This is a genomic window from Actinopolyspora sabaoui, from assembly GCF_051225635.1.
Taxonomy (GTDB): Bacteria; Actinomycetota; Actinomycetes; order Mycobacteriales; family Pseudonocardiaceae; genus Actinopolyspora.
Window position 1 is genome coordinate 340,009 of the sequence record NZ_JBMIHH010000006.1, and the last position, 24,419, is coordinate 364,427.

Consider the following 24,419-nt stretch of genomic DNA (forward strand, 5'->3'; position numbering starts at 1 on the left):
ACCACGGCCCGCCCCGACTTCGCCGAGTCAGGGACGTCCCCGCAACCACTCCCGGCGGCCCTGGCGGGCGACCCGGTCGGCGGCGATCCCGGCCGCGAACGACAGCGTGTCGGGCAAGTCGGACAGCGCGGCACCACCGGCGACGGCGTGGACCACCGCACCGTGGAACACATCGCCCGCGCCGAGTGTGTCCACCGCCTCGACAGCGGGCACGGGAACGCTGCCGCTCGCGCCGTCCGGCAACCACCAGAGCACGTCCTCGGGACCACGGGTGATCGCCACGGCCCCCGCGCCACGTTCGAACAGCGCGGTGGGCTGCTCGTCGAGGCCCGTGGTCCCGGGCGCCCGGAAGTCGGCGGAGCAGACCGCGAGGTCCACCCGGGGCAGGATCTCGGCGAGCACGGGTTTCCAACTGCCGCCGTCGAGCACCACGGGAGCACCCGCTCGTTCGGCGTGCCGCACGGCCGCTCTGGCGAGCACCGGCCGGTGACCGTCCACGAGCACCGCGTCGGGGAAGGTCCGCAGCAGTGCTCCCGGTTCCGGATCGGCCTCCGCGGGGGCCTGGGAGACCACGCTGCGGCTACCGGTCGTGCTGTGCACCGTCACTGCGGAGACAACCGGCGGTTTCCCACTGTGGGGAGTGACGTCGAGCAGTTCGACTCCGTACTCGGTGAGCTCGTCCGTAACGACCCCGGCCATCGGATGGCTCCCCAGCGCGGTCAGCAGGCTCACCTCCGAGCCGAGTGCGGCAGCGGTGACGGCGGCCCCGGTGGCCGGACCGCCCGCGCTCAGCTCGGCCCGCTCGGCGGTGGTCTTCTCGTTCGGCCCGGGGAACTCGGCCACGCGTTGCAGCAGATCCAGCGTGGCCATTCCGGCACACAGCACGGCACGTCGGCGCATGCGGCGATTCTGCCGGAGAGCTCGGACCGCAGGGTTCGTGGCGGCAGCGGTCGATCCAACAGCCGTTCGTAACGAGCGCGGCGGTGCTCGGGACCTTCGACGTCCAACCAGGCGCCGGTCAGCTCGTACGCGGCCGGACGGACGGCGGCATAAGCGGCGGTAGAAGGATCGGAGAGGCGTTCCAGCAGCGCCCGGGCACGCGAGTCGTCCAGCAGCAACCAGCGCCGCAGGTACTCGCGCACCCGATGGGGATCGGTGCCGTGCTCGTGCAGCATCAGCGCGGCGTCCCGCCTGACCCCCGCGAGTACGCGCCGCGCGGCGTCCATCCGTTCGAGGTCCTCCGCCGGGGGCAGCTGCAGGATCCCGCCGAGCGCATCACGAACCCGGGCTCCCCAGTCCGGGCCGAGCAGCACGTCCAGCGCCCGTTCGGCCAGTCCCTCCGAGATCGCGCACTGCGGGGTGTCGACGAGTGCGATGTCGTGTTCGGGAAGCGTGCCGCGGCAGTGCTGGGTGTGGTGGCCGGGGTAGCTCTCGTGCGCCAGCAGCCTGGGCAGGTCGCTGAGTCGGTGCGGCACGGCGGTGCTGACGGTGACCACGGAGCGGCCATTACCGAGGTAGTGCTGCAGCCCGCCGAAGGAGTGGTCGTGCCGGAACCGGTACGTCACCCGCTCGTGAGCGGGCAGCCGGAACGCCTCACGGGTCAGGGATCGAAAGGCCTCGGAAAGGGCTCGCACGCAGTCGGGCAGCGCTCGGGCCGGGATAAGTTCGCGTTCGCGGAAGTTCGCCATTCGTTCGAACAGTGTGGCGCCCCGGGGCAGCCAGTGGGCGAGTTCGGCGTGGACCGCGGCGTAGAGCTCGGGATCAGCCCGGTTCGCCTCGATCTGGAAGCAGCCGCGCAGTTTGCCCGCGAACGAGACGGGAGCACCGGCGAGACCACGGGCGGCACAGTCCAGCGCGGCGAGTTGCCCGAGCAGGAAGTCCTCTCGATCGGCATCCAGCGCGGCCCGCCGCACGGTTCGACGTAGTTCCCGTGCCTGTGAGGCGAGCAGTTCGGGAAGCGGCACGGGTTCGCGGTCCACCCGGCCGCGCAGCGCCCGATCGCCGGTGTAGCTCTGCACGAAACCGCCCGACAACCGCCCGAATCGCAGGCCGAGGAAGAGGTACTCGACGACCGGTGTTTCGGGCATGTCGGCAGGATAGCGGAGTTCACGACTTTCGTGACGCGTTCGCACCGTCGCTTTCGGAAAGCTCCGTCGGCGGATTACTCCCGAGCGGAAGTCCCGGCCGATCGCTTCGATCACCGACGTAGCCTTTCGTGTGTCACCCGAAAGATACCTTTAGAAATCAAATTAGATATTTACACGATAGTGTTACCTAGCTTTTCTCTCGATCATGCACTCGATAGGTTTTCTTCGTGTGCGCGCCTACGGCGGAATTTTCTGGGGTTCCGTCGTGCCAACCGCGTTTCACGAATCACCCGTACCGACAGGGAGCGAGAAAATGCTGAAGAAGACCGCAGCCACCGTGGGCATCGCCGCCGCCGGCATGATCGTCATGGCCCCCATGGCCAGCGCCGACACCAAGGACAACGACGGCATCAACGTGCTCAACGACAACAACCTGAGCGTGCTGCCGATCCAGGCCTGCGGCAACAACATCGCCGTGCTCGGCGTGGTCGCCAACGTGCTGTCCTCGCAGTCCACCGAGTGCGTCAACGCGCCGGTCGTGGACCACCCCAAGGCGATCAGCTGAGCTCGGATCCCGCGAGGAAACCGAGGAGCCGGAGTGGACGGAGTCGACGTATCCGCCGTCCACTCCGGATTCAGTGGCGACCCGAACGACCCCCGGAGAGCTCGAAACGAGACCGGATGTGTTTCTTCCGCACTGTCGCGTGACACGATTCGCCATCCGATTTCCGTCCGGGCAGGCTCGTTCCGAGTCACCCCACGACAAAATCTCCCCCGCCCCTCGGAACACGAGTCGGCGGGGATCGTCGGAATCGACGTGTAATTCGAAGGAGAACCCCCTCATGCTGAAGAAGACCGCCGCCGCCGTGGGCATCGCCGCCGCCGGCATGATGGCCATGGCCCCCATGGCCAGCGCCGACACCAAGGACAACGACGGCATCAACGTGCTCAACGACAACAACATCAGCGCCGTGCCGGTGCAGCTGTGCGGCAACAACGTCGCCGTGGCCGGCGCGATCGTCAACCTGCTGCACTCGCAGCCCTCCAAGTGCGTCAACGCGCCGGTCGTGGACCACCCCACCTCGATCACCAACGGCAGCTGAGCACGGGCTGAACGGATTCGTCCCGAATCACCGGGATGAAACGAGCGGGGTCGGACACAGCGGTCCGGCCCCGCTTCTGGTTCCGAATTCTTGTCGGCGCCGCGGCGCTTCGCGGTACCGCGACACTTCCGGGAAACCGGCACTTCTCGCCACTACCGTGGAATCCGACAGTGGGTTCGCACGCCGCGCGGCGAACTCCTCAGTTCCCGAACCTGCGATGACGAGCCGCGAAATTTCGCAGCGCGCGGAGGAAGTCCACCCGCCGGAAGGCAGGCCAGTAGGTCTCGCAGAACCAGAACTCCGAGTGTGCCGACTGCCAGAGCATGAAACCGGACAACCGTTGCTCACCGGAGGTGCGAATCAACAGCTCCGGGTCCGGCTGCCCGGAGGTGTAGAGGTGTTCGGCGATGTGGTCGACGTCGAGCACCTCGGCGAGCTCCTCGATGGTGGTTCCCGCCTCGGCGTGCCGCTGCAGCATCTTGCGCACCGCGTCGGCGATCTCCTGCCTGCCGCCGTAGCCGACCGCCACGTTGACCTGCATCCCGCTCCGGTTCTCGGTCCGCAACGCGGCCGCCGAGATCCTGGCCGCGATCTCGGTGGGCAGCAGATCCATCGCTCCCACGATGCGCACCCGCCACGGCGTGCCCGGCTGGGTGATCTCCTCCACGACACCGGCGATGATCTCCAGTAGTGAATCCACCTCGCTGCTGGCTCGCCGGAGGTTGTCGGTGGACAGCAACCACAGCGTGACCACTTCCACCTGGTTCTCCCGGCACCAGCCGAGAAAGTCCGAGATCTTGCGTGCCCCGGCACGATGACCGTAGTCGGCGTCGAACCCGGCTTCCTTCGCCCAACGGCGATTGCCGTCCAGAATCACACCGACATGTCTGGGGCGTTGTGCCCCCTCCAGCTGACGGCGCAACCGCCGTTCGTAGAGATCATAGACAAGCTCTCGTAGCCGAAGTCTCAGCGCCACGTTCCACGAGACTACTCGGAGGCTCGACGACCCCGGCAAGCGACCGGAGGATCGACACGGACGCTCCGCCGAGAGCTCACCGAGACGGGTGATTCGTGGGGCCTCCCGCCCCTGGCGGGTGAACGGCGTCATGTCGAGCGGGGCGAGGCGACCTCCTTCCCGTAGGGTCGAAGTGTGCCAACAGCTAGCCGCAACACGCGCGAGCCCTCGGCTCAGCCGGTCAAACCCAAGCTGCGGGGCTGGATCCACCTGTGGTCCACGCTCGGCGCACTGGCCTCGGGTGCCGCGCTGATCGCGCTGGCCGGAACCACGGTGTCCGGACGTGCTGCGCTGGGGACCTCCGTCTACGTCGCCACGGTGCTGGGACTGTTCGGCATAAGCGCGCTGTATCACCGCAGGACGTGGCGAACGGAAGGCGCACGGACCACGATGCGCCGCCTCGACCACTCCATGATCTTCCTTTTCATCGCGGGCACCTACACGCCGCTGGCGATGCTGGCGATGCGGCCGACCACGGCGACGGTGGTGCTGGCGGTGGTGTGGGGCGGCGCGCTCGGCGGCGTGGTGCTCAAGCTGGCCTGGCCGAACGGCCCCCGCTGGGTCGGGGTGCCCGTCTACATCGCACTCGGCTGGGTCGCGGTCTTCGTGCTGCCCGACCTGCTTGCCAACGCCGGGGCGGCGGCGCTGGTGCTGCTGCTTGTGGGCGGCGTGCTCTACACCGGCGGCGCGATCTGCTACGCGCTGCGACGTCCCGACCCGTGGCCGAGGGTGTTCGGCTACCACGAGTTCTTCCACGCCGCGGTCTCGGCCGCCGCGATCTGCCACCACATCGCCATCTGGCTGGCGCTGTACTCCTGAGCGGACCTTTCGATCGGGTCGTCCGGGAGACCGAGGGAGCCTCCCGGAGTTCCCGCCCCGGGAGGCTCGCCACGAGTGGGCACGATCAGCCGCGCAGCGTCGCCAGCAGCTCCTCCGCCGTGCTGACGGGCCGGTCGCACACGTAGCCCCTGCAGACGTAGGCCGCCGCCGAACCCTCCAGCAGTCCCCGGTCGGCCAGCAGCGGAACCTCGGCGTCCTCGGGTTCCCCCGCCACGGCCACCGCACCGCCCGGCGAGTGACGACGGGCGGTGGCGATCAGCTCCTCCCGACCGCTGTCGGCGGGACCGGCCACGGCGATCTGCAGCGGCCCGTGCCTGCTCGCCTCGGCCGCGGCCAGCCAGTGCCCCGCGAACCTCGGGGCACGTCGTGCGAGCATCCCCGCCCGGTTCAGTGCCTGCTCGGCCGCCTCCCGGTAGCGCCCGGAACGTTCGGAGCCCGCGAGTGCCCCCGCCGTCACCAGTGCCGAGGTGAGTGAGGAGGCCCCGGAGGGGCTCGAATTGTCCGTGGGATCCGAGGGACGGTTGACCAGGGCCTCGGCATCCGAGGCGGTGTCGTGGAACGCCCCCGGGTTCTCAGTGTCGGCGAACAGCTCCAGCGCGGTGTCCAGCAGCTCGCACGCCGTGTCCAGCCAGTGCGCCGAACCGGTGGCCTGGTGCAGGCTCAGCAATCCCTCGGCGAGGCAGCCGTAGTCCTCCAACACCCCTTCTGCGGTGCCCGGCACACCGGCCCGGGAGGTGCGCAGCAGCCTGCCGTTACGTAGCTGGGTGTCCAGCAGCAGCCGCGCCGCCGTCTCCGCCGCTTGGAGCCAGTCGGGGCGGTCCAGCGCGGTGGCGGCCTCGGTCAGCGCGGTGATCGCGAGTCCGTTCCAGGCGGTGACCACCTTGTCGTCCCTGGCCGGCTGCGGGCGTCCCGCGCGTTCTCGCAGCAGCCGCTCCCGCACGTCCTGCCACCGCTCGGGGTCGTCCGGATCGTGGAGCAGGCGCAGCGTGGAGGTGCCGTGCTCGAAGGTGCCCTCCGAGGTCACTCCGAAGATCTCCGCCGCCCACGTACCGTCGTCCTCGCCGAGCGCCTGGCGCAGCTGCTCCGGGGTCCACACGTAGGTGATCCCCTCGCCCTGCTCGGTGTCGGCGTCCAGCGAGGCCGCGAAGCCGCCCTCCGGGGTGCCGAGGTCGCGCACCAGGAACTCCGCCGTCTCCCCCGCGACCCGCCGCAGCAGTTCGGGGTCGGTGCCGGACACCCCCGCGGCGTGCCGCCGCGCCAGGTGGACGTAGGCCCGCAGCAGCAGCGCGTTGTCGTAGAGCATCTTCTCGAAGTGCGGCACGATCCAGGAGGCGTCCACGCTGTAGCGGGCGAAACCGCCCGCCAGCTGGTCGTTGATACCGCCGCGCGCCATCGCCACGGCCACGCTCTCGGCGAGCTGCCACGCCCGCGCGCCGGTGCCGGTGTCGCCCGCGCGTTCGTGGTGGCGCAGCAGGAACTCCAGCACCATCGATGGCGGGAACTTGGGGGCACTGCCGAAGCCGCCGTTGTCGGCGTCGAACTCCTCGGCCAGCCCGGTCACGGCGGCGGTCAGCGCCTCGTCGTCCACGGCGGACTCCGGCAGCGCCGCGCGCTGGCTCGCCAACTGCTCGACGATCTTGCTCGCGCTCTGCCGCACCTCGTCGGTGCGCTCCTGCCACGCGCTGATCACCGCGTCGAGCAGTTGCCGGAACGACGGCATGCCGTGCATCGGCGCCGCCGGATAGTAGGTACCGCAGTGGAACGGCTCGCCGTTCGGGGTGAGGAAGCAGGTCAGCGGCCAGCCTGCCTGGCCGGTCATGGCCTGGGTGGCCTGGATGTAGACGGCGTCGATGTCCGGGCGTTCCTCCCGGTCGACCTTGATGTTGACGAACTCCTCGTTCATGATTCCGGCAGTGTCGGGGTCCTCGAACGACTCGTGCGCCATCACGTGGCACCAGTGGCAGGCCGCGTAGCCGATCGACAGCAACACCGGCACGTCGCGCCGCCGCGCCTCCTCGAACGCCTCGGTGCACCAGGGCCACCAGTCGACCGGGTTGTCGGCGTGCTGGAGCAGGTAAGGACTCGTCGCCTGGGCTAGCCGCTGTGCCATACCCGCAGCGTCCCACGCCGGAGGCCCCCGCACCGAGAAGCCCCGCCGCGAGTAGGCCTGACGGAACTCCGCGTGTGGTCGGTTCCCGCCCGCGCGGTCGGTGTTTCGCCGGATCGGGACGGCTCTTGAGCGACGAGGGCAGGACGCCGCACGGGAACGGCCATGAGGGTGACCGGAACCGGATCAGTTCAGTCGCGGCAGGGCCACTTCGGTGATCAGTCCCCGGTGGTCGGTGCCACTGATGTCGACCGTCCGGTAGTCGACGGCACTGACCTCGCTGCCGCCGACGAGCACATGGTCGATCGTGATCCCGAGGAACTCCGGCAGGGAGGACGGCCAGGTCGTGCTCAACCCGGTACCCGCCGTGCGGCCGACGTCCGTGCATCCGCTGGAGGTCAGTTCCCGCATCGGCCCCTGGTTCAGCGTGGAGTTGAAGTCCCCGGCGAGCACGAACGGCTTCTCCGAATCGCAGTACTCCTTGAGCAGGTCGTGACCGACCCGCCATTCCGAGGTCCCTCCCGGGAGCGGCGGCGGGGGATGAACTGCGGCAACGTGCCAGGTCACCGCCGAGCCCCTGATCTTCGCGTCGAGTGTTCCCAACAAACCCGCGACTTTTTCGGTGCCGAACTCCGGTCGGAGCTCCGGTTTCACCAGTAGCGAGGTGGGGTACGGACCGATCCGCCTGCGGATCGGGTGCTCGACGTCGCCGACCAGCGGGGCATCTGTCTCGTACACGTACTTATCCCCGGTGCGGGCGAGCCTGTCGACCAGCTTTTCGGCATAGTCCCTGGATGCCTCTGGCAACGAGACCACTTCCGGATCGGCGCTCCGGACCTCATCGGCGATCTCGGCCGGGTCGGCACCGTCCGCGGAAACGTTGAAGACAGCTATCCCGACCGAGCCGGCACCGGACGACACCGAACCGCTCGTCCCCCAGGTCGGGGGCAGCATCCCGATCGTGGAAACCAGCGCGGTGACCAGCGTCAGCGCCGAGATGACGAAACGTCGCCGCCACAGCGGTACCACCGCGAACAGCAGGACCAGCACGTTCAACTGGGGTCGCAACGCCGACAGCTGCGCCCACGGCGTGAACAGGTCGATCCCGATACTGCCCGCCCACAGCACCGAGGCCAGCCCCGCCAACACGCACAGGTAGAGCGCCGTTCGCAGCCGCCGCTTCCACGTTCCGGTTCGGTTGCCGGACTCGGCCCCGGAAAGGTTCTCGGTCTTCAACGACCTCATCGTAGATCTCGGGCCTCGGGGCGAATACCGAGATCCGGGAATCGACGCTCCTCGTTCCGATTCGTCCGTCGGTTCGGCGGACCACCTGCTGTAAGGGCACAACAGCCCGGTTGGCACCGGAAATCGGCTGCGTGCGGCACGCGCCGCGAGGCATGCTGGTGCGGTGTTGTTGACGTTGAGCACCACCATGGGGGAGCGACCGGCGAGCGATCTGGGATTTCTGCTGCACAAGCACCCCGAGCGGGCGCAGTCCTTCGACGTGACGGCGGGCAAAGCGCACGTGTACTACCCACGTGCCGACGAGCACGACTGCACCGTGGCGCTGCTGCTGGAGACCGATCCGGTGGAGCTGGCGCGGCAGGCCCGTCAGGGCGGTTCGTGGGCACTGGGTCCCTACGTCAACGACCGCCCCTACGTGGCCTCCTCGCTGCTGGCGGTGGCGCTGGGCAAGGTCTTCCGAACCGCGCTGGCCGCCCGCTGCGAAGCACGACCCGAACTCGTCACGCGGGCGGCGCCGCTGCGGATCGAACTCCCCGCCGTGCCGCACGGCCGGGACCGGGAACTGCCGCGCCGCCTGTTCGAACCGCTGGGCTGGGAGGTCGAGCACGAGGTGCTGCGCGACCCCGACCGGGGCGAGACCCGGTACGGGAGGCTGGCGCTGCGCGGCGAGCACCCCGTCTCCGAGGCGTTGAACCAGCTCTACGTGCTGTTGCCGGTACTCGACGACGCCAAGCACTACTGGATCGGCCAGGACGAGATCGACAAGTTGCTGCGCGCGGGCGGGGCCTGGCTGGCGAGCCACCCCGAGCGGGAGCTGATCAGCGGGCGCTACCTGGTGCACGCGCGACCGCTGGTGGATGAGGCGCGGCGGCGGCTCACCGGCGACGAGACCGACCACGACGACACCACCGAGACGCGCCCGTTGGCGGCGCAGCGTCGCGCTGCCGTGCTGGAAGTGCTGCGCACGACCGGCGCCCGCTCGGTGGCCGATCTGGGCTGCGGCGACGGGAAACTGCTGCGGGATCTGCTCGACGACACGGAGTTCGGCGAGATCCTGGGGGTGGACGTCTCCACCCGCGCGTTGCGGATCGCCGAGCGCACGCTGCGGTTGGAACGACGTTCGGAACGCGAGAACCGCCGGATCCGACTTCGGCAGTCCGCGCTGACCTACACCGACTCCGGGTTGGCGGGCTACGACGCGGCCGTGCTCATGGAAGTGATCGAACACCTCGACCCGGAGCGGCTGCCCGCGCTGGAACACGCGGTGTTCGGGCACGCCCGCCCGGCCCGGGTGGTGCTGACCACCCCGAACTCGGAGTACAACTCGCACTACCCGGACCTGGCCAATGGGATGCGCCATCCCGATCACCGTTTCGAGTTCGACCGCGCCGAGTTCGCGGAGTGGACGCGGCGAGTGGCGGGCACCCACGGCTACACCGTGACGTCGAGCGGCGTCGGCGAAGCGGACCGGCGGCTCGGACAGCCCACCCAGCTGGCCGTGTTCACCCGAAACGATCTTTCCGACAGGGACGCGACACCATGACCGAGACCGAGACCGAGGACGCGAGCACGGATTCGCCGGGGACCGAGCTGGAGCTGCCCGAGCTCGCACTGATCGTGCTGGTCGGTGCCTCCGGCTCCGGCAAGTCCACCTTCGCCGCCAGGCACTTCCCGCGCACCCAGGTGCTGTCCAGCGATCACTGCCGGGCGATGGTGGCCGACGACCCCACCGACCAGGACGCGACGGCGGACGCCTTCGACGTGCTGCACCACATCGCGGGCAAGCGGCTGGCGGCGGGCCGGGTGACCGTCGTGGACGCCACGAACGTGCACAGCCACGCCAGACAGTCGCTGATCCGGCTGGCCCGGGAACACGACGTGCTGCCGGTCGCCGTGGTGCTCGACATGCCCGAGAGGCTCTGCCTGCGGCGCAACGCCGAACGCCCGGAGGCACCGGAGCCGGGGGTGGTGCGGCGGCAGCGCAAGGAACTGCGTGACTCGCTGAAGGGCCTGCGGCGGGAAGGCTTCCGGCGGGTGCACGTGCTCCGTTCCGAATCCGAGGTGGACTCGACGGCACTACGGTGGACCAGGCTGTTCAACAACCGCCGTGCCGACACCGGCCCGTTCGACGTGATCGGCGACGTGCACGGCTGTCGGGTGGAGCTGGAAGCGCTGCTGACCGAGCTCGGCTACCGGTTGCGGCACGATGCCGACGGAAACGCGGTCGACGCCGAACACCCGGCTGGCAGGCGCGCGATACTGCTGGGTGACCTGGTGGACCGAGGACTGGACAGCGCGGGCACGCTTCGGCTGGTCATGGGCATGGCCGAGTCGGGCAACGCGCTGGCGATCATCGGCAACCACGAGCACAAACTGGTCAAGGCGCTCGACAGCCGCAAGGTGCGGATCTCGGAGTCACTGCGGGAGACGCTGGATCAGCTCGATGAGCTGGGGGCGGACTTCCGACGACGTGCCCGCGACTTCTGCGACGGGCTGACCGCCCACTACGTGCTGGACGGCGGAAACCTGGTCGTGGCACACGCGGGGCTTCCGGAGCGCTACCACGGCAGGGCCTCCGGCAGGGTGCGCGCCTTCGCGATGTACGGCGACACCACCGGCGAGACCGACGAGTGGGGCCTGCCGGTGCGTTACCCCTGGGCCAAGGATTACCGGGGCAGCGCGACGGTGCTGTACGGCCACACCCCGGTGGCCGAGGCCGAGTGGGTCAACAACACGATGTGCCTGGACACGGGATGCGTGTTCGGCGGGGAGCTCACCGCGCTGCGCTACCCGGAGCGGCGGACGGTGTCGGTACCGGCGGAGCGGGTGTACAGCGAGCCGGCACGCCCGCTGCGGGGTGGCGACTCGGCCGGCCGGAACGAACGGCACGCCCCCACCGAGCGGGCCCCGCGACGCGAACCCGGAACGCTTGACCTGGGGGATGTCTCCGGGCGGCGCGTGGTGCACACCAACCATCACGGTCGGGTGACGATCGGGGTCGAACAGTCCGCCGCCGCACTGGAGGTGCTGAGCAGGTTCGCGATCGATCCCCGACTGCTGCTGTACCTGCCGCCGACGATGCCGCCCTGCTCGACGGTGACCGAGGGGGAACTGCTGGAGCACCCGGAGCGGGCCTTCGCCGACTATCGGCACCAGGGCGTGCGGGAGCTGGTGTGCCAGGAGAAGCACATGGGATCGCGCGCCGTGGTGCTGCTGTGCCGCGACGACCGGACCGCACGGGAAAGGTTCGGCATCGAACCCCGCCCCTCGGGTACGCCGGGCACGATCCACACCCGCACCGGACGGGCGTTCTTCGACGATTCGACCTCGGCGACGCTGCTGGCTCGGGTCCACGCCGCCGTCGGCCGGACCGGGCTGTGGGAGGAGCTCGACACCGACTGGTTACTGCTGGACACGGAGTTACTGCCCTGGAACGCCAAGGCCGCCGGTTTGATCGACGAGCGGTACGCGGGTACGGCCACGGCCGCCGAGAGCGCGTTGCGGAGCACGTTGCGAAGTCTGCGCGAGGCGGAGCGGCGCGGCGTCGACGTGGCCGCGCTGCGGACCCGGTTCGAGGCCGGGCAGACCGATGTCGAGCGCTTCCGCGCGGCCTACCGCTCGTACTGTCATCCGGTCGACGGAACCGAGGGGGTGCGGCTCGCACCGTTTCGCGTGCTGGCGAGCGAGGGGCGAGCGTATCGCGACACCGAACAGGAGTGGCACCTGGCAACGGCCGACCGGCTCGCGGAGGCGGATCCGGAGCTGTTCCGCACGACCCGACGACGCGCGGTCGACATCGAGGACACCGGTTCGGTGGCCGCGGCCACCGAGTGGTGGGAGGAGTTGACCGCCGAAGGTGGGGAGGGAATGGTCGTCAAACCGCGCACGGCGGCGCTGCGCGGCAGGAACGGCCTGGTCCAGCCCGGGGTCAAGGTGCGGGGCAGGGAGTACCTGCGACTGGTCTACGGACCGGAGTACACCGAGCCGCACAACCTGGAGCGGCTGCGGAAGCGCTCACTGGGCAGGAAGCGATCGCTCGCGTTGCGGGAGCACGGTCTGGGGCTCGAAGCGCTCGACCGCCTCGCCGGTGGTGAGCCGCTGTGGCGGCTGCACGAGTGCGTCTCCGCCGTACTGGCGCTCGAATCGGATCCGGTGGACCCCCGGTTGTGACCACTCCGCGCGGAGCGGGCCGGCAGTGGGCCGTTCCGCGCGAACGTGACCGGGAGTCCCCGCGACCTCGACCGGGGACAGCTCCGATCAGTCCGCACGACCTCGCCCACGACGCTCCGTGGAGTCGTCTCCCGTCGCCTCTTCCCCCACGGCCCCGTCTCCGGCGACCTCGTCCGTCGCGGCCTCGGAGTGGGGAGCCTCGGAGTCGGGACGTCGCCCCGACTCCTCGGAGGAACCGTCGGACGAGTCGGCCCCCTCGGTTCGCTCGGCGGCCTCGTCGGCGGTCCCGGCCGTGCCCTCGGCCTCCTGCTGCCTGGCGAGACGAGCGGCCTCGGCGCGTTTGACGCGTTTCGGGGCCGCCGCGGCGGCCCGCTGCTCGTCGAACCGGGTGGAAACCTTGCCGAGCTGCCTGCTCATGGACCGGGCCAGGAAGACGACCGCGATCAGCAGCACCAGGATCAGGAACAGCGCGAGCGGGGTGGACTTGCCGAACCCCTCGTCCTGCACTCCCGGACCCGAGTCCTGCGCCACCACCATGAGCAGTGGTTGCCGCTCCACCGCGAGCCCCACCGCGTAACCGAGCACCGTCATGCGTGCACTCGCTCCTGCACCCCGGTGAACAGATCGTCTTCCGGCAACGTCGTGTCCACCAACGATCGCACCAGTTCGTACTCCTCGGTGGGCCAGACGGAACGCTGGATGTCCAGCGGGACCGCGAACCACCTGCTGTTCGGGTCGATCTGCGTGGCGTGGGCACGCAGCGCGTCGTCACGGACCTCGAAGTAGTCCGCGCACTCGACCTGAGTGGTCACCCGCTCGTAGGGGTCCTGACGTGAGGGGTCCCACTTTTTCAGCCACTCTCCGTAGGGCGACTCCAGCCCACGTTCCAGCAACGAATCGTGGAACAGTTGCATTCGACGCCTGGAGAAACCGTGCCCGTAGTACAACTTGAGCGGCTGCCAGGGCTCACCCGCCTCCGGGAACCGGTCGGGATCACCGGCCGCGTCGAAGGCGGCCATCGACACCTCGTGGCACTTCACGTGGTCCGGGTGCGGATATCCGCCGTTCTCGTCGTAGGTCACCAACACGTGCGGCCGGAACTCGCGCACGATCCGCACCAGCTCCTCGGTGGGCAGTTCCAACGGCTGGTTGGCGAAACACCCGTCCGGCAACGGCGGCGGCGGATCGCCCTCGGGAAGCCCGGAGTCGACGAACCCCATCCACCGGTGGTGCACACCGAGGATCTCCGCTGCCTCGGCCATCTCACGGCGCCGGATCTCCGGCATGTTCTCGACCACTCCCGGCTTGTCCATCGCCGGGTTCAGGATGCTGCCCGCTTCACCTCCGGTGCAGGTGACAACCATCACGTCGTGGCCTTCCGCCACATAACGAGCCGTGCTGGCCGCCCCCTTACTGGACTCGTCGTCCGGGTGAGCGTGCACAGTCATCAGGCGAAGTTTCTCCGCCATGTCCGGTATTCCCTTCCCGTCTGGCTGTCGACACCTGTACCGCCCCCGCGAACTCCGGGCGGTACACCCCAGGGATACTCAACCGCAGGTCGCTTTCCATTGTTCCCGAACGTCGATGTCGACCGGCGGCAGCCCCCTGCCGAGGGGGACGAATCACCGGAGAGGTCGAGAGGCTGAGACCGTGACGAGTTCATCCGAGCCGGGCTCGCCCGGAACGGGCCGCGGGGTTCCCGAGGGCAGATACGGCAAGCGCGGTTCCGGAAGCGACCGGCGATGGCCGGTATGGCTGGGAGGTGCGCTGGTACTGGCACTCGGCATCGTGCTCGCGGTAGCGGCCTACCGAAACTTCGGGACCGCCCCCATCGACGGGGAGGCCTCCCAATTCGACCCCCGCGACGACAACACCGTGCACATCACGTTGGAAGTACGCCGCGACGACCCCTCCAGACCCGCGGAATGCGTGGTGCGTTCCCGTGGGATCTCGGGCAAGGAGGCGGGACGCAAGGAGGTCTACCTCCCACCCGGCGAGACGACCACCTACGTCGAGACGATACTGAAGACCTCGGAGCAGCCGGTGACCGGTGAGGTTTTCGGTTGTTCCTACGACGTGCCGAATTATCTCCGGGAAGGTGCACGGCCATCCGGGTGAACTCGTCACGCCACTCCGGTGGTACCGATTGAATACCCCACAACACCCCTTTACTCGTGTTATTGTCGCTACCAGCACGGCCCCGCACGGGCCGTGTTTTTCCATTCCGAGCTCTTCGGAGTGCGAAAGCTATCGGTCCGCGGAGCGCGGAACCGCAGTCGACGAGGAGTGGTGACCGTGAGCGATACCCAGGCGACCTGGCTGACCCAAGATGCTTACGACCGGCTCAAGGGTGAGCTGGACGAGCTCGTGGCCGAGCGCCCGGCGATCGCTGCGAAGATCAACGAAGCTCGCGAAGAGGGCGACCTCAAGGAGAACGGCGGATACCACGCCGCGCGCGAGGAGCAGGGACAGCTGGAGGGCCGCATCCGCCAGCTGCAGGAGTTGTTGCGCAACGCCAAGGTCGGCGATGTTCCGACCGAGTCCGGTGTGGCGCGTCCCGGCTCGGTGCTGACCGTGCGGTTCGAGGGCGAGAACGAGGAGGAGAAGTTCCTGCTCGCCAACCGTGAGGAAGGCGCCCACGGTGATCTGGAGGTCTACTCCCCCAGCTCGCCGCTCGGCAAGGCTCTGCTGGACGCCGCCGAGGGTGACGTCTGCGAGTACGACCTGCCCAACGGCGGCAAGATGCAGGTGACCCTGATCAAGGCGGAGCCGTTCCAGGGCTAATCGAAGTTCTCCGGTCGGATTGCGGCGGAGCCGCTCCAGGCCCGGAGATCCCGTCCGGCGGTGTGCACCACCGCCGGTGTGCCAAACCACGTACACCAACCGCCCCCGCGCAGGGGCGGTTCACTCCGGTTCCGCGGGTATTCCCCCGTCACGAATCCGCCCGGAACACAGTGCGGGGCGGCTTGCCAACCCGCCCCGGCACGTGAACAGGCTTCCCCGTCGTTTCGCGAGGCACCTCGAACAGCGAGCCCGGCTCGGTGACTCGGAATCGGCCCGGTCACTCGGAATCGGCCCGGTCACTCGGAATCGGCCAGGCGCTCAAGCAGCGGGCGCACGCGAGGAGGCACCGGTGTGGACAGTGCGATGGAAGTGGAAGTACGCAACACACCGGTGACCGCCACCACCCGGTCGATGACGCGCTGTAGATCATCATTGGATCGCGCGACCATGCGCACGAACAAATCACCCTGACCGGTGGTGGCGTGTACTTCGCAGACCTCGTCTATCGCGGCGAGCTGCTCGGCCACCGAACCGCGCTGCCCCTGGGCGATCTCCAGCACCGCGAACGCGGTCAGTCCGTACCCCACGGCGGCGAGATCCAGTTCCGGTGGAAAACCACGCAGCATGCCGTAGTGGATCATCCGGTCCATGCGGGCCTGCACCGTGCCACGCGCCACGCCCAGGCGGCGGGAGCACTCCAGCACCGGCAGGCGGGGCTCGTCCGAGAGCAACAGCAGCAGGCGAGCGTCCAGCTCGTCGAGGGGTTCCTGACCGTTTGTGGTACTCAAGACACACTCCGAACGTTTCCCGGTGCTACAGGATGGGCAATCGACCTTGCCCCAACCGACCACGAATCGAGCAGGTTGTACAGCCGTGGAGCCTCCTGTTGCGCAGGGTGCGAGGTACTCGCAGGCTTGCGTACGCATCGAGTTCGCATTCAGCGGGAGGACACCGTGACCGAGACCGCCAACCAAAGCACCGGGGCCGCCGAACGCGACGACGTGACGTTCGAGCAGATGAAGCAACTGGTCGGCCTGGTCCCGCACGACCCGGACAGTGACCCGTTCCCGGTCAGAGCCATGGACGCGGTCGTGTTCATCTCGGGGAACGCGACGCAGAGCGCGGTGTTCTACCAGAGCGCACTGGGCATGCGGCTGATCGCCTATCGGGGACCGGAAACCGGCTACCGCGACCACCGGGCCTACGTGCTCAAGTCCGGTTCGGCGCGGTTCGTGATCAAGGGAGCGGTCGACCCGAACAGCTCCCTGGCCGACCACCACCGCGAGCACGGTGACGGGGTGTGCGACCTCTCTCTGGAGGTCACCGATGTCGACAAGTGCGTGTCCCACGCCCGGGAACAGGGAGCCACCGTGCTGGAGGAGCCGACGAACGTCTCCGACGAGCACGGCACGGTGCGCTACGCCTCGATAGCCACCTACGGGCAGACCAGGCACAGCCTCATCGACCGGTCGGGGTACTCCGGTCCGTACTTTCCCGGCTACGTCGCCAAGGACAGTGGGTACCGCAAGCCGGAGGGAGCGCCGAAACGGGTGTTCCAGGCGATCGACCACTGCGTCGGCAACGTGCCGATGGGCGAGATGGACCGGTGGGTGTCGTTCTACAACCGCGTCATGGGCTTCGTGAACATGACCGAGTTCATCGGTGACGACATCGCCACCGAGTACTCGGCGCTGATGAGCAAGGTGGTGGCCAACGGCAACCACCGGGTCAAGTTCCCGCTCAACGAACCCGCGCTCGGCAAGAAGAAGTCGCAGATCGACGAGTTCCTGGAGTTCTACGGCGATTCGGGTTGCCAGCACATCGCGCTGGCCACCAACGACATCATCACCAGTGTGACCGCGATGCGTGCCGCCGGAGTCGAGTTCCTCGGCGTTCCCGACTCCTATTACGACGATCCGCAGCTGCGTGCCCGGATCGGTGAGGTACGGCTGCCCATCGAAACGCTCAAGGAGCACGGGATTCTGGTGGATCGGGACGAGGACGGTTATCTGCTGCAGATCTTCACCAAACCGATCGGGGACCGCCCGACGATGTTCTTCGAACTCATCGAACGCCACGGCTCGCTCGGGTTCGGTATCGGCAACTTCAAAGCGTTGTTCCAGGCGATAGAGCGGGAGCAGGAACTGCGCGGCAACCTCTGATCGAGCTTCGCTCCTCACTCGTGACGCACCCGAGACCCCGGTATCCGGTGGGGCGGCACGAGATCGAACGGTGCCCCACCCCGGACGCACGAGTGACGTTTCGCGGGATTCGTGACCGAGGACTCGGCGGTCGAGCATCTCACCCGGAAGGAGGGAAGTTGCCACTCTACCGAGTGCTTCGGCACCGTTTCCCACGAAAGAGCCGCGGTCACGTGGGTAGCATCGGCCTCAGGTCGGGTGATGACCGATTGAGCCCGTCCTCGACGATTCGGTCGGGGACGGGCGTCGGTGTTTCGAACGAAGCGATCAGTGCTAACCGGCCGCCACGAAACAGACGACTCGAAGCGATCGACACGAAACAGCCGGTGTGAAACGGCTGGCACGAAACCGGCCGGTTGAAACAGCCGGTACGAAGCGGACAGTGGAATCCTCGCGAACCCGTTTCACACGCGAATCCCGCGCCGGAAACCGGTAACCGAGTGTCTCGCGCCATTCACTCGAAACGCGCCACTCGAAAACGGATTCGGTAAGCTTGACGAGGCCACATCATCGAGACCGGGTCATCAGCGTACCGACCGATACCGCCCCTGGAGGCACCATGCCACGGCTGAGTACCTCTTCCGGCACGCTTCCCCTGGTCACGGGACTTACAACGGCGACGGTACTGTGCGCCGTCGCGGTGTTCACCGTGGTCAGTTCCGGCTGCGGCGACCCCGGCAGCTACGAGACGAACGGTGAGGCCGTGCGGCTGGTAGGCGGTTGCGTGAGCCGCGAGGACCTGCCGGTGAATTCCGAAGAGGTAACCACGCCCGCCGTGCCGGCGCCGTCCTGGAAGGTCGAAGGGGCTCACAGCCAACAGGCCCCCGGCCTACGTCCTTGAGAACCGCAACGAAGGCCTGCGTACGTAGCCGGGTAGCCGTCACGTGAGTCGGCGCCTTGCCGCGTTGGGCCGGCTCTTGAGTAGCGACCTACGCGGCGAGCGGCCCGGCCTTGCAATGCATCCGACTCACGCACCGGGGACACCCGCGCTGCTTACCCGCATGGTCGCTTCCCGAAGGCGGCCTCGGGCGCGGCGATTTCGTGGGAAATTCACGCCCCGGGCCGCACCGCCCCAGCGGTGCGGCGAGCAGCCCTGGCCTCGCGGTGTCACTTCAGGGCGGCGAGCAGGTCCTCCAGCAGGTCGTCGATGTCCTCGATGCCCGCGGAGAGCCGGACCAGTTCGGCGGGCACCTGCAGCAGCGAACCCGCCGTGCTCGCGTGGGTCATCCTGCCGGGGTGTTCGATCAACGACTCCACCCCGCCCAGTGACTCGGCCAGGGTGAACAACCGGGTACGGGCGCAGACGTCCACGGCGGCCTGTTCCCCGTCGGCGTGGGTGAACGACACCATCCCGCCGAACAGCCGCATCTGTCGCGCCGCGACCTCGTGGCCGGGATGTTCCGGCAACCCCGGGTAGAACACCCTGGTGACCTTGGGGTGTTCCCGCAGCGCCGCGGCGAGCCTGGCCGCGTTGGCACTGTGCTGCTCCATCCGCGCCGCCAGGGTCTTGATGCCGCGCAGTGTGAGCCACGCGTCGAACGGTCCTGGAACCGCACCCACGGTGTTCTGCAGGAACGCGATCCCGGAAGCGACCTCCTCGTCGGAGGTGACCACGGCACCACCGACCACATCGGAGTGACCACCGAGGTACTTCGTGGTGGAGTGCACCACCACGTCGGCCCCCAACGACAGCGGCTGCTGCAGGTAGGGCGAGGCGAACGTGTTGTCCACGACGAGCCGGGTGGAGGTCTCGGTGGCGAGCTCGGCGAGGGCGGTCAGGTCCGCGATGTTGAGCAGCGGGTTCGTTGGCGACTCCACCCACAGGAGCTTGGTGTTGTGCCGGATCGCGGCGCGCACCTCGTCCACCTCGGACACGCGGACGGGGGTGTAGTCGACTCCCCACCCGGTCAGTACCTTGTCGATCAGACGGAACGTCCCGCCGTAGGCGTCGTCGGGGATGACCAGGTGGTCACCCGGGCGCAGCACACTACGCAGCACCGCGTCGGTGGCGGCCATCCCCGAGGAGAAGGCCCGTGCGTAGCTCCCCGATTCCAGCGCGGCCAGGCACTCCTCCAGCGTGGTGCGGGTGGGATTGCCGGTGCGGGAGTACTCGTAGCCCGCTCGCTGATTTCCGACACCGTCCTGGGCGTAGGTCGAGGTCGCGTGAATCGGTGGGATCACGGAGCCGGTCGAGCTGTCGGGGTGCTGACCCGCGTGGATGGCGCGAGTGGCGAAACCGTCGGTCATGCCCGGAACCCTACTCGTAGTCCTCCGGGACCCCGTACACGCTCGCGGGCGGCGAGAAGGTCCACCCCCCTTCGCGCCTGCCCGAATCCGGGCGGAACGAGATTCGCGGGCGCGCTCACCCCGCGTACGAGGTGGGCGCGCCCGCGAACCTCAAGCGGATTCCGAGGGCTGCCCGGTGGTGAGCGGTGCCGTCACCACTGCGGGGGCTGTCCGGGTGGCTGCGGCGGGTATCCACCCGGCGGCGGCCCGTAGGGCTGCCCCGGCATGGGCTGCTGGCCCTGCTGCGGGGGTCCTTGCGGGGGCTGCCCCTGCTGCGGCGGCTGTCCCGGTGCGGGGGGTTGTCCGGGCATCGGCTGCCCCGGCATCGGCTGGCCGGGCATGGGCTGGCCCTGCGCGGGCTGGCCGGGCATGGGCTGCCCCGGCATCGGCTGACCGGGCTGCCCCGGATAGGGCTGGCCGTAGGGCTGGGCGTACTGCTGTCCGGGAGCCATGCCGGGCTGGCCGGGCATGCCGGGTTGACCGCCGGGACCACCAGGACCACCGGGACCGGCCGGGACGGCGGGAACGACGACCGTGCCCATGATCTTGTCGGCCCAGGTCTGGTTCTTGACCTCCCACAGCGGCGCCAGGAAACCGATGCCGAGCGGAAGGCCGTCGACGATGTGGCAGAGGTGGCGCAGGAAGGCGTAACCGAACCCGACCGGCCTGCCGGTTGCCTCGCTTATCAGCATCGTCCCGGCCATACGCCTGCCGAGGGACTGCCCGGTGGTGCCCTGCTTGTAACCGTAGTTCCAGATCATGAAGCCGAGCAGGGCGATTGCGGCCAAAAACATCAGTATTCCGCCGAACACGGCGGCACCACCGCCACTCGTCCCGCCACTGGAAACACTGTCGGCAGCGCCCCCGATCAACATGGCCGAAGCGATCAGGTAGATGATGCCGTAGACCACGCTGGGGGCGATGCCGTCGATGAGGTAGCTCTTCGCGCGGTCACCCCACTCCACCGGCGGCCCTGCCGGGACGACCGTCCCGGACTTGTTACCACCGGGAGGCTGCCCCTGCTGCGGCGCCCCGAACGGCCCGGGCTGTCCCGGCGGAGGTGGCTGCTGTGCCGGGAATCCACCACTGGGCGTGCCGGGCATCCCGGGCTGCCCGGGTGGCTGTCCCGGCATCTGCGGAGGCTGCCCCGGCATGCCCGGCTGTCCGGGAAGCCCCTGCTGGCCGGGTGGCTGCCCCGGCACGGCCTGTTGCCCGGGCTGTCCCGGCATCTGGGGTGGGGGCGCGCCCGGAGGCTGCGTCGCGAAACCACCCGACTGCTGTCCACCCAGGCCTGGCTGTTCGTACATCGGCTGCGGCTGCTGCATGGAAGGCGGAACGACCTGCGTGGTCCCGCCCTCCTGGGGCGGCTGCGGCGACGGGGACTGTTCCATCTGCTGCATGGCCTGCGCGGCATTGACGACCTGCGTCGAATCCGCACCGGAACTCCGATCGCCCTGTTGCCCGCTCTCCGGCTGCTCCGACTCCTGCGGATTCATCCGTGAGGAGATCTTCTGTGTCGAGTCCGGGGTGGACACGTCGGCCTCGGCGTTACCGGACTGCTGTTCGAAGGACGAATCCGGCTGCCGCTCCTCCTGGTTACCACCTTCGGGTGATTGCGGAGAGCTCATCGGGTTTTCCTACCCCCTTGGGCGTGAACCTGGGCGTGTACGCGACCTACGGTATCCGACAGCACTCGGACGTAGGGGCCACCGTGTAACAGCACTTCGATATTCCCAGCACAGCACGTATCCGCCGAAAGCGGGTCGCCCGGGGCAACGAGATAATCCGGCCCACGAAACCACTCGGTCCGGCCCCGTCACCCCGGACAACCCACCGAGGAGAACCGCCGGTCACCGCCCCGCGATGAAGGCGAGCACGTCCTGCCTGGTGACCACTCCGGCCGGTTTGCCGTCGACCAGCACCATCGCGCCGTCGGCGTTCTTGAGTGCCCGCATGGCCGAGTTGATGTCCTCACCGGCTCCGATCGTGGGCAGCGGCGGCGACATGTGGGTCTCGACCCGGTCGGCCAGGTTGGCCCTGCCCGCGAACAGCTCGTCCAGCAGGTCGCGCTCGTTGATCGCGCCGGCGACCTCGGCGGCCATGACCGGTGGCTCGGCCTTGACCACCGGCATCTGGGACACGCTGAACTCGCGCAGGATCGCCACCGCCTCGGCGACCGTCTCGTTCGGATGTACGTGCACCAGCTCGGGCATGGTGCCGTCCTTGCGCCGCAGGACGTCCCCGATCGAACCGCCACTGTGCCCCGGAGGAAGGAATCCGTAGGAGGCCATCCAGGAGTCGTTGAAGACCTTGGTGAGGTAACCGCGCCCGCTGTCGGGCAGCATCACCACGATCACGTCCTCGGGATCGACGCGTTCCGCCAACCGCAGCGCCGCGACCACGGCCATGCCGCAGGAGCCGCCGACCAGCAGCGCCTCCTGCCGCGCCAGTTCCCTGGTCATCCGGAAGGAGTCCCCGTCCGAGACGGAGATGATCTCGTCGCAGATCTCGCGGTCGTAGGTGTTCGGCCAGAAATCCTCACCGACGCCCTCGACCAGGTAAGGGCGTCCGTTCCCGCCGGAGTAGACCGAACCCTCGGGGTCGGCACCGACGATGCGGACCCGTCCCTCCGAGACCTCCTTGAGGTAGCGCCCGATACCGGAGATCGTGCCGCCGGTACCGATCCCCGCGACGAAGTGCGTCACGCGCCCCTCGGTCTGCTTCCAGATCTCCGGACCGGTCGAGTGGTAGTGCGACTCGGGGTTGGCGGGATTGTTGTACTGGTTGGGTTTCCAGTAGCCGTCCTGAGCCGCCAGCCGGTCGGAGACGCTGTAGTAGGAGTCCTCGTGCTCGGGTGGAACCGCGGTGGGACACACGACGACCTCGGCACCGTAGGCCTCCAGGACGTTGCGCTTGTCCTCGCTGACCTTGTCCGGACAGACGAACACGCAACGGTATCCCCTGCGTTGTGCGATCATCGCCAGCCCCACACCGGTGTTGCCCGAGGTGGGCTCCACGATGGTGCCCCCCGGCGGGAGTTCCCCCGACTCCTCGGCGGCCTCGATCATGCGCTCGGCGATCCGGTCCTTGACGCTGCCGCCGGGATTGAAGTATTCGATTTTGGCCAGCACCCGGGCGGTGCCGGGCTTTGTCAGTGAGTTCAGCCGCACCAACGGTGTGTCACCGACAAGATCGGCCACGTGCTCCACGTAGTCCACGGCGGTTCCTTCCTCGTATCAACCGTGTGCGGTGCGGCGGCACCGCGGCTCCGCACGAATTCTCCCGGGGCCAAAACTGCCCACCCGCAGTCTCCCCACCTGCCGCACCGCGCTCGCGGCGGGGTAGTCGGTTCGTGAGCCTCACGAACCCGTTGTTCAGGCGATTTTCACCCGTTCGCCCGCTCGGCACCCATTAACCATTCGCCCGTGACGAACGATATTCGGGTTACAGAACCTTCGGCGGGTTCACCACGCCCAACCGGACGGGACTCGGACTCCCCGGACATGCGCCCTCACCCGAACAGCGTGACCATTCGGCAGAGCGGTGTCCGAGGCGTCCGCGAGAGTCGGGGAGGCAACGATGATCGCTGCGCGACTGCTGCGGTTGGCTGCCGTTGGCACCGCCTCCGTGGGCGGTCTGTCCGGCGCGGCGTACGGTCTGCTCAACGAACAGTCGAGATACGCCAGGCGGGTTATCGGGCTGCCCGGCAACGGCCCGCTGAACGCGGACGGGACCTACTGCCCCGAGCATTTCGGTGGCGAAGCGGCTGCCGCGATACCGCCACTGGAGTTCGCCGTGCTGGGCGATTCCTCCGCCGCCGGGCTCGGTGTCGAAGTCGCCAGCGAGCTGCCCGGGACACTGCTGGCGAGCGGGCTGGCCGAGGAACTGGAACGTCCGGTGCGGTTGCACACGCACGCGGTCGTGGGCTCGACCACGAGGGGGCTGGAAGCGCAGATCGACGCGGTACTCCGGGAACCGCCCCGATTGGCGCTGGTGCTGATCGGTGCCAACGACGTGACGACCCGCATACCGGTGAGAACCAGTACGGGGCTGCTGGAACAGGGGGTGTCCCGGTTGACCGACGAGGGGGTGGCGGTGGTCGTCGGCACCTGCCCGGATCTCGGAGTGGTCCGCCCCATCCCACAGCCACTGCGTTCGATCGTCCGCAGAAGGAGTCTCACCCTGGCGACCGAACAGCGCCGGGCGGTGGAGCGCTCCGGAGGTCACGCCGTGCCGCTGGCCGACCTGCTCTCCCCCGAGTTTCTGACCCGGCCGGTGGAGTTGTTCGGCCCGGACCGGTTCCACCCCTCCGGGGCCGGGTACGAGATGGCCGCCGACCTGCTGCTGCCCACGCTGTGCGACGCGATCGGCGCCTGGACCGGCATTCCGGTGCCCAGGGCTCCGGCTCGGTCCGCGGCGCTCGAGGCCCGCAGACCGACCCGCCGGTTCGTGGCCAGGCTGAACCTGTGGTGGGGCCACCGTGCCGAGAACTGAGCCGGGAACTCCCCCGCAGTCGCACTGTGAAGGTTCCGAAGACTCGGAACGACGTACGCGGGATCCCCGGAGCGTGGTCGGTTCCCG

The 24,419-nt window shown here is 68.6% G+C and carries 21 protein-coding genes; 10 read left to right on the forward strand and 11 right to left on the reverse strand.

All coding sequences use genetic code 11. The features are described from left to right. Positions 1-27: 27 nt before the first annotated feature. Positions 28-900, reverse strand: a complete 873-nt coding sequence (locus ACOQFL_RS13975; RefSeq protein ID WP_435544573.1) for a PfkB family carbohydrate kinase — start codon at positions 898-900, stop codon at positions 28-30. Beyond that, positions 789-2,087 (reverse strand): DUF2268 domain-containing putative Zn-dependent protease, encoded by a 1,299-nt coding sequence (locus tag ACOQFL_RS13980; RefSeq protein WP_435544574.1) that lies wholly within the window; start codon positions 2,085-2,087, stop codon positions 789-791. The genes ACOQFL_RS13975 and ACOQFL_RS13980 overlap by 112 nt, the downstream gene beginning before the upstream one ends. A gap of 313 nt (positions 2,088-2,400) precedes the next feature. On the opposite strand from ACOQFL_RS13980, the gene ACOQFL_RS13985 reads away from it, so the two are divergent. Together ACOQFL_RS13985 and ACOQFL_RS13990 are read left to right on the forward strand one after the other, a co-directional pair. Then, positions 2,401-2,652, forward strand: coding sequence for a hypothetical protein (locus tag ACOQFL_RS13985; protein WP_435544575.1), 252 nt, complete (start codon positions 2,401-2,403; stop codon positions 2,650-2,652). Positions 2,653-2,929: 277 nt separating this feature from the next. Next, entirely contained in the window at positions 2,930-3,190 is a 261-nt protein-coding gene (locus ACOQFL_RS13990) for a hypothetical protein (RefSeq protein ID WP_435544576.1), read from the forward strand. Positions 3,191-3,389: 199 nt separating this feature from the next. Here ACOQFL_RS13990 and ACOQFL_RS13995 read toward each other — a convergent pair whose 3' ends face one another. Further along, positions 3,390-4,166, reverse strand: a complete 777-nt coding sequence (locus ACOQFL_RS13995; protein WP_435544577.1) for an isoprenyl transferase — start codon at positions 4,164-4,166, stop codon at positions 3,390-3,392. Positions 4,167-4,340: 174 nt separating this feature from the next. On the opposite strand from ACOQFL_RS13995, the gene trhA reads away from it, so the two are divergent. Continuing rightward, the gene (trhA, locus tag ACOQFL_RS14000; protein WP_435544578.1) at positions 4,341-5,024 is read left to right on the forward strand and encodes a PAQR family membrane homeostasis protein TrhA; all 684 of its coding nucleotides are present in this window, start codon (positions 4,341-4,343) and stop codon (positions 5,022-5,024) included. Between the two features lie 85 nt (positions 5,025-5,109). On the opposite strand, the gene ACOQFL_RS14005 is transcribed toward trhA, so the two are convergent. After that, positions 5,110-7,155 carry a thioredoxin domain-containing protein gene (locus ACOQFL_RS14005; protein ID WP_435544579.1) on the reverse strand — a complete coding sequence of 682 codons (2,046 nt, stop codon included), beginning with the start codon at positions 7,153-7,155 and terminating at the stop codon, positions 5,110-5,112. A gap of 183 nt (positions 7,156-7,338) precedes the next feature. Then, positions 7,339-8,388, reverse strand: coding sequence for an endonuclease/exonuclease/phosphatase family protein (locus tag ACOQFL_RS14010; RefSeq protein WP_435544580.1), 1,050 nt, complete (start codon positions 8,386-8,388; stop codon positions 7,339-7,341). Positions 8,389-8,560: 172 nt separating this feature from the next. Here ACOQFL_RS14010 and ACOQFL_RS14015 point away from each other — a divergent pair, with 172 nt between their 5' ends. Both ACOQFL_RS14015 and ACOQFL_RS14020 read left to right on the forward strand, forming a co-directional pair. After that, entirely contained in the window at positions 8,561-9,940 is a 1,380-nt protein-coding gene (locus tag ACOQFL_RS14015; protein ID WP_435544581.1) for a 3' terminal RNA ribose 2'-O-methyltransferase Hen1, read from the forward strand. Next, positions 9,937-12,567: a polynucleotide kinase-phosphatase gene (locus tag ACOQFL_RS14020; protein WP_435544582.1), complete on the forward strand. Its 2,631-nt coding sequence runs from the start codon at positions 9,937-9,939 to the stop codon at positions 12,565-12,567. The genes ACOQFL_RS14015 and ACOQFL_RS14020 overlap by 4 nt, the downstream gene beginning before the upstream one ends. Positions 12,568-12,654: 87 nt before the next feature. Here the strand turns inward: ACOQFL_RS14020 and ACOQFL_RS14025 are convergent, their stop codons facing one another. Both ACOQFL_RS14025 and mca read right to left on the reverse strand, forming a co-directional pair. After that, positions 12,655-13,158 carry a hypothetical protein gene (locus tag ACOQFL_RS14025; RefSeq protein ID WP_435544583.1) on the reverse strand — a complete coding sequence of 168 codons (504 nt, stop codon included), beginning with the start codon at positions 13,156-13,158 and terminating at the stop codon, positions 12,655-12,657. Beyond that, a complete protein-coding gene (gene mca / locus ACOQFL_RS14030) occupies positions 13,155-14,036 on the reverse strand; it encodes a mycothiol conjugate amidase Mca (protein WP_435544584.1) in 882 nt (293 codons plus the stop codon). Before mca ends, ACOQFL_RS14025 begins: the two co-directional genes overlap by 4 nt. 181 nt (positions 14,037-14,217) lie before the next feature. On the opposite strand from mca, the gene ACOQFL_RS14035 reads away from it, so the two are divergent. Together ACOQFL_RS14035 and greA are read left to right on the forward strand one after the other, a co-directional pair. Beyond that, positions 14,218-14,685, forward strand: coding sequence for a DUF4307 domain-containing protein (locus tag ACOQFL_RS14035; protein WP_435544585.1), 468 nt, complete (start codon positions 14,218-14,220; stop codon positions 14,683-14,685). A 177-nt stretch (positions 14,686-14,862) separates the two neighbouring features. Continuing rightward, a complete protein-coding gene (greA, locus tag ACOQFL_RS14040; RefSeq protein ID WP_175496626.1) occupies positions 14,863-15,351 on the forward strand; it encodes a transcription elongation factor GreA in 489 nt (162 codons plus the stop codon). A gap of 296 nt (positions 15,352-15,647) precedes the next feature. Here the strand turns inward: greA and ACOQFL_RS14045 are convergent, their stop codons facing one another. After that, positions 15,648-16,139 carry an Lrp/AsnC family transcriptional regulator gene (locus ACOQFL_RS14045; protein ID WP_435544586.1) on the reverse strand — a complete coding sequence of 164 codons (492 nt, stop codon included), beginning with the start codon at positions 16,137-16,139 and terminating at the stop codon, positions 15,648-15,650. A gap of 228 nt (positions 16,140-16,367) precedes the next feature. On the opposite strand from ACOQFL_RS14045, the gene hppD reads away from it, so the two are divergent. Both hppD and ACOQFL_RS14055 read left to right on the forward strand, forming a co-directional pair. Further along, the gene (gene hppD / locus ACOQFL_RS14050) at positions 16,368-17,513 is read left to right on the forward strand and encodes a 4-hydroxyphenylpyruvate dioxygenase (protein WP_435544696.1); all 1,146 of its coding nucleotides are present in this window, start codon (positions 16,368-16,370) and stop codon (positions 17,511-17,513) included. A 598-nt stretch (positions 17,514-18,111) separates the two neighbouring features. Further along, positions 18,112-18,393 carry a hypothetical protein gene (locus ACOQFL_RS14055; protein WP_435544587.1) on the forward strand — a complete coding sequence of 94 codons (282 nt, stop codon included), beginning with the start codon at positions 18,112-18,114 and terminating at the stop codon, positions 18,391-18,393. Between the two features lie 266 nt (positions 18,394-18,659). Here ACOQFL_RS14055 and ACOQFL_RS14060 read toward each other — a convergent pair whose 3' ends face one another. From ACOQFL_RS14060 to ACOQFL_RS14070, 3 genes are all read right to left on the reverse strand, one after another. Then, positions 18,660-19,799 carry a cystathionine gamma-synthase gene (locus ACOQFL_RS14060; RefSeq protein ID WP_435544588.1) on the reverse strand — a complete coding sequence of 380 codons (1,140 nt, stop codon included), beginning with the start codon at positions 19,797-19,799 and terminating at the stop codon, positions 18,660-18,662. A gap of 191 nt (positions 19,800-19,990) precedes the next feature. Beyond that, positions 19,991-21,466: an RDD family protein gene (locus tag ACOQFL_RS14065; RefSeq protein WP_435544589.1), complete on the reverse strand. Its 1,476-nt coding sequence runs from the start codon at positions 21,464-21,466 to the stop codon at positions 19,991-19,993. Between the two features lie 222 nt (positions 21,467-21,688). After that, positions 21,689-23,056, reverse strand: a complete 1,368-nt coding sequence (locus ACOQFL_RS14070) for a cystathionine beta-synthase (RefSeq protein WP_435544590.1) — start codon at positions 23,054-23,056, stop codon at positions 21,689-21,691. A 361-nt stretch (positions 23,057-23,417) separates the two neighbouring features. On the opposite strand from ACOQFL_RS14070, the gene ACOQFL_RS14075 reads away from it, so the two are divergent. Beyond that, entirely contained in the window at positions 23,418-24,332 is a 915-nt protein-coding gene (locus tag ACOQFL_RS14075) for an SGNH/GDSL hydrolase family protein (RefSeq protein ID WP_435544591.1), read from the forward strand. The last annotated feature ends 87 nt before the right edge of the window (positions 24,333-24,419 follow it).

Coding starts and splice junctions, on each gene's coding strand:
- ACOQFL_RS13975 (WP_435544573.1), bottom strand. CDS start 900: ATGCGCCGACGTGCCGTGCTGTGTGCCGGAATGGCCACGCTGGATCTG.
- ACOQFL_RS13980 (WP_435544574.1), bottom strand. CDS start 2,087: ATGCCCGAAACACCGGTCGTCGAGTACCTCTTCCTCGGCCTGCGATTC.
- ACOQFL_RS13985 (WP_435544575.1), top strand. CDS start 2,401: ATGCTGAAGAAGACCGCAGCCACCGTGGGCATCGCCGCCGCCGGCATG.
- ACOQFL_RS13990 (WP_435544576.1), top strand. CDS start 2,930: ATGCTGAAGAAGACCGCCGCCGCCGTGGGCATCGCCGCCGCCGGCATG.
- ACOQFL_RS14005 (WP_435544579.1), bottom strand. CDS start 7,155: ATGGCACAGCGGCTAGCCCAGGCGACGAGTCCTTACCTGCTCCAGCAC.
- ACOQFL_RS14020 (WP_435544582.1), top strand. CDS start 9,937: ATGACCGAGACCGAGACCGAGGACGCGAGCACGGATTCGCCGGGGACC.
- ACOQFL_RS14025 (WP_435544583.1), bottom strand. CDS start 13,158: ATGACGGTGCTCGGTTACGCGGTGGGGCTCGCGGTGGAGCGGCAACCA.
- mca (WP_435544584.1), bottom strand. CDS start 14,036: ATGGCGGAGAAACTTCGCCTGATGACTGTGCACGCTCACCCGGACGAC.
- hppD (WP_435544696.1), top strand. CDS start 16,368: ATGAAGCAACTGGTCGGCCTGGTCCCGCACGACCCGGACAGTGACCCG.
- ACOQFL_RS14055 (WP_435544587.1), top strand. CDS start 18,112: ATGCCACGGCTGAGTACCTCTTCCGGCACGCTTCCCCTGGTCACGGGA.
- ACOQFL_RS14060 (WP_435544588.1), bottom strand. CDS start 19,799: ATGACCGACGGTTTCGCCACTCGCGCCATCCACGCGGGTCAGCACCCC.
- ACOQFL_RS14065 (WP_435544589.1), bottom strand. CDS start 21,466: ATGAGCTCTCCGCAATCACCCGAAGGTGGTAACCAGGAGGAGCGGCAG.
- ACOQFL_RS14075 (WP_435544591.1), top strand. CDS start 23,418: ATGATCGCTGCGCGACTGCTGCGGTTGGCTGCCGTTGGCACCGCCTCC.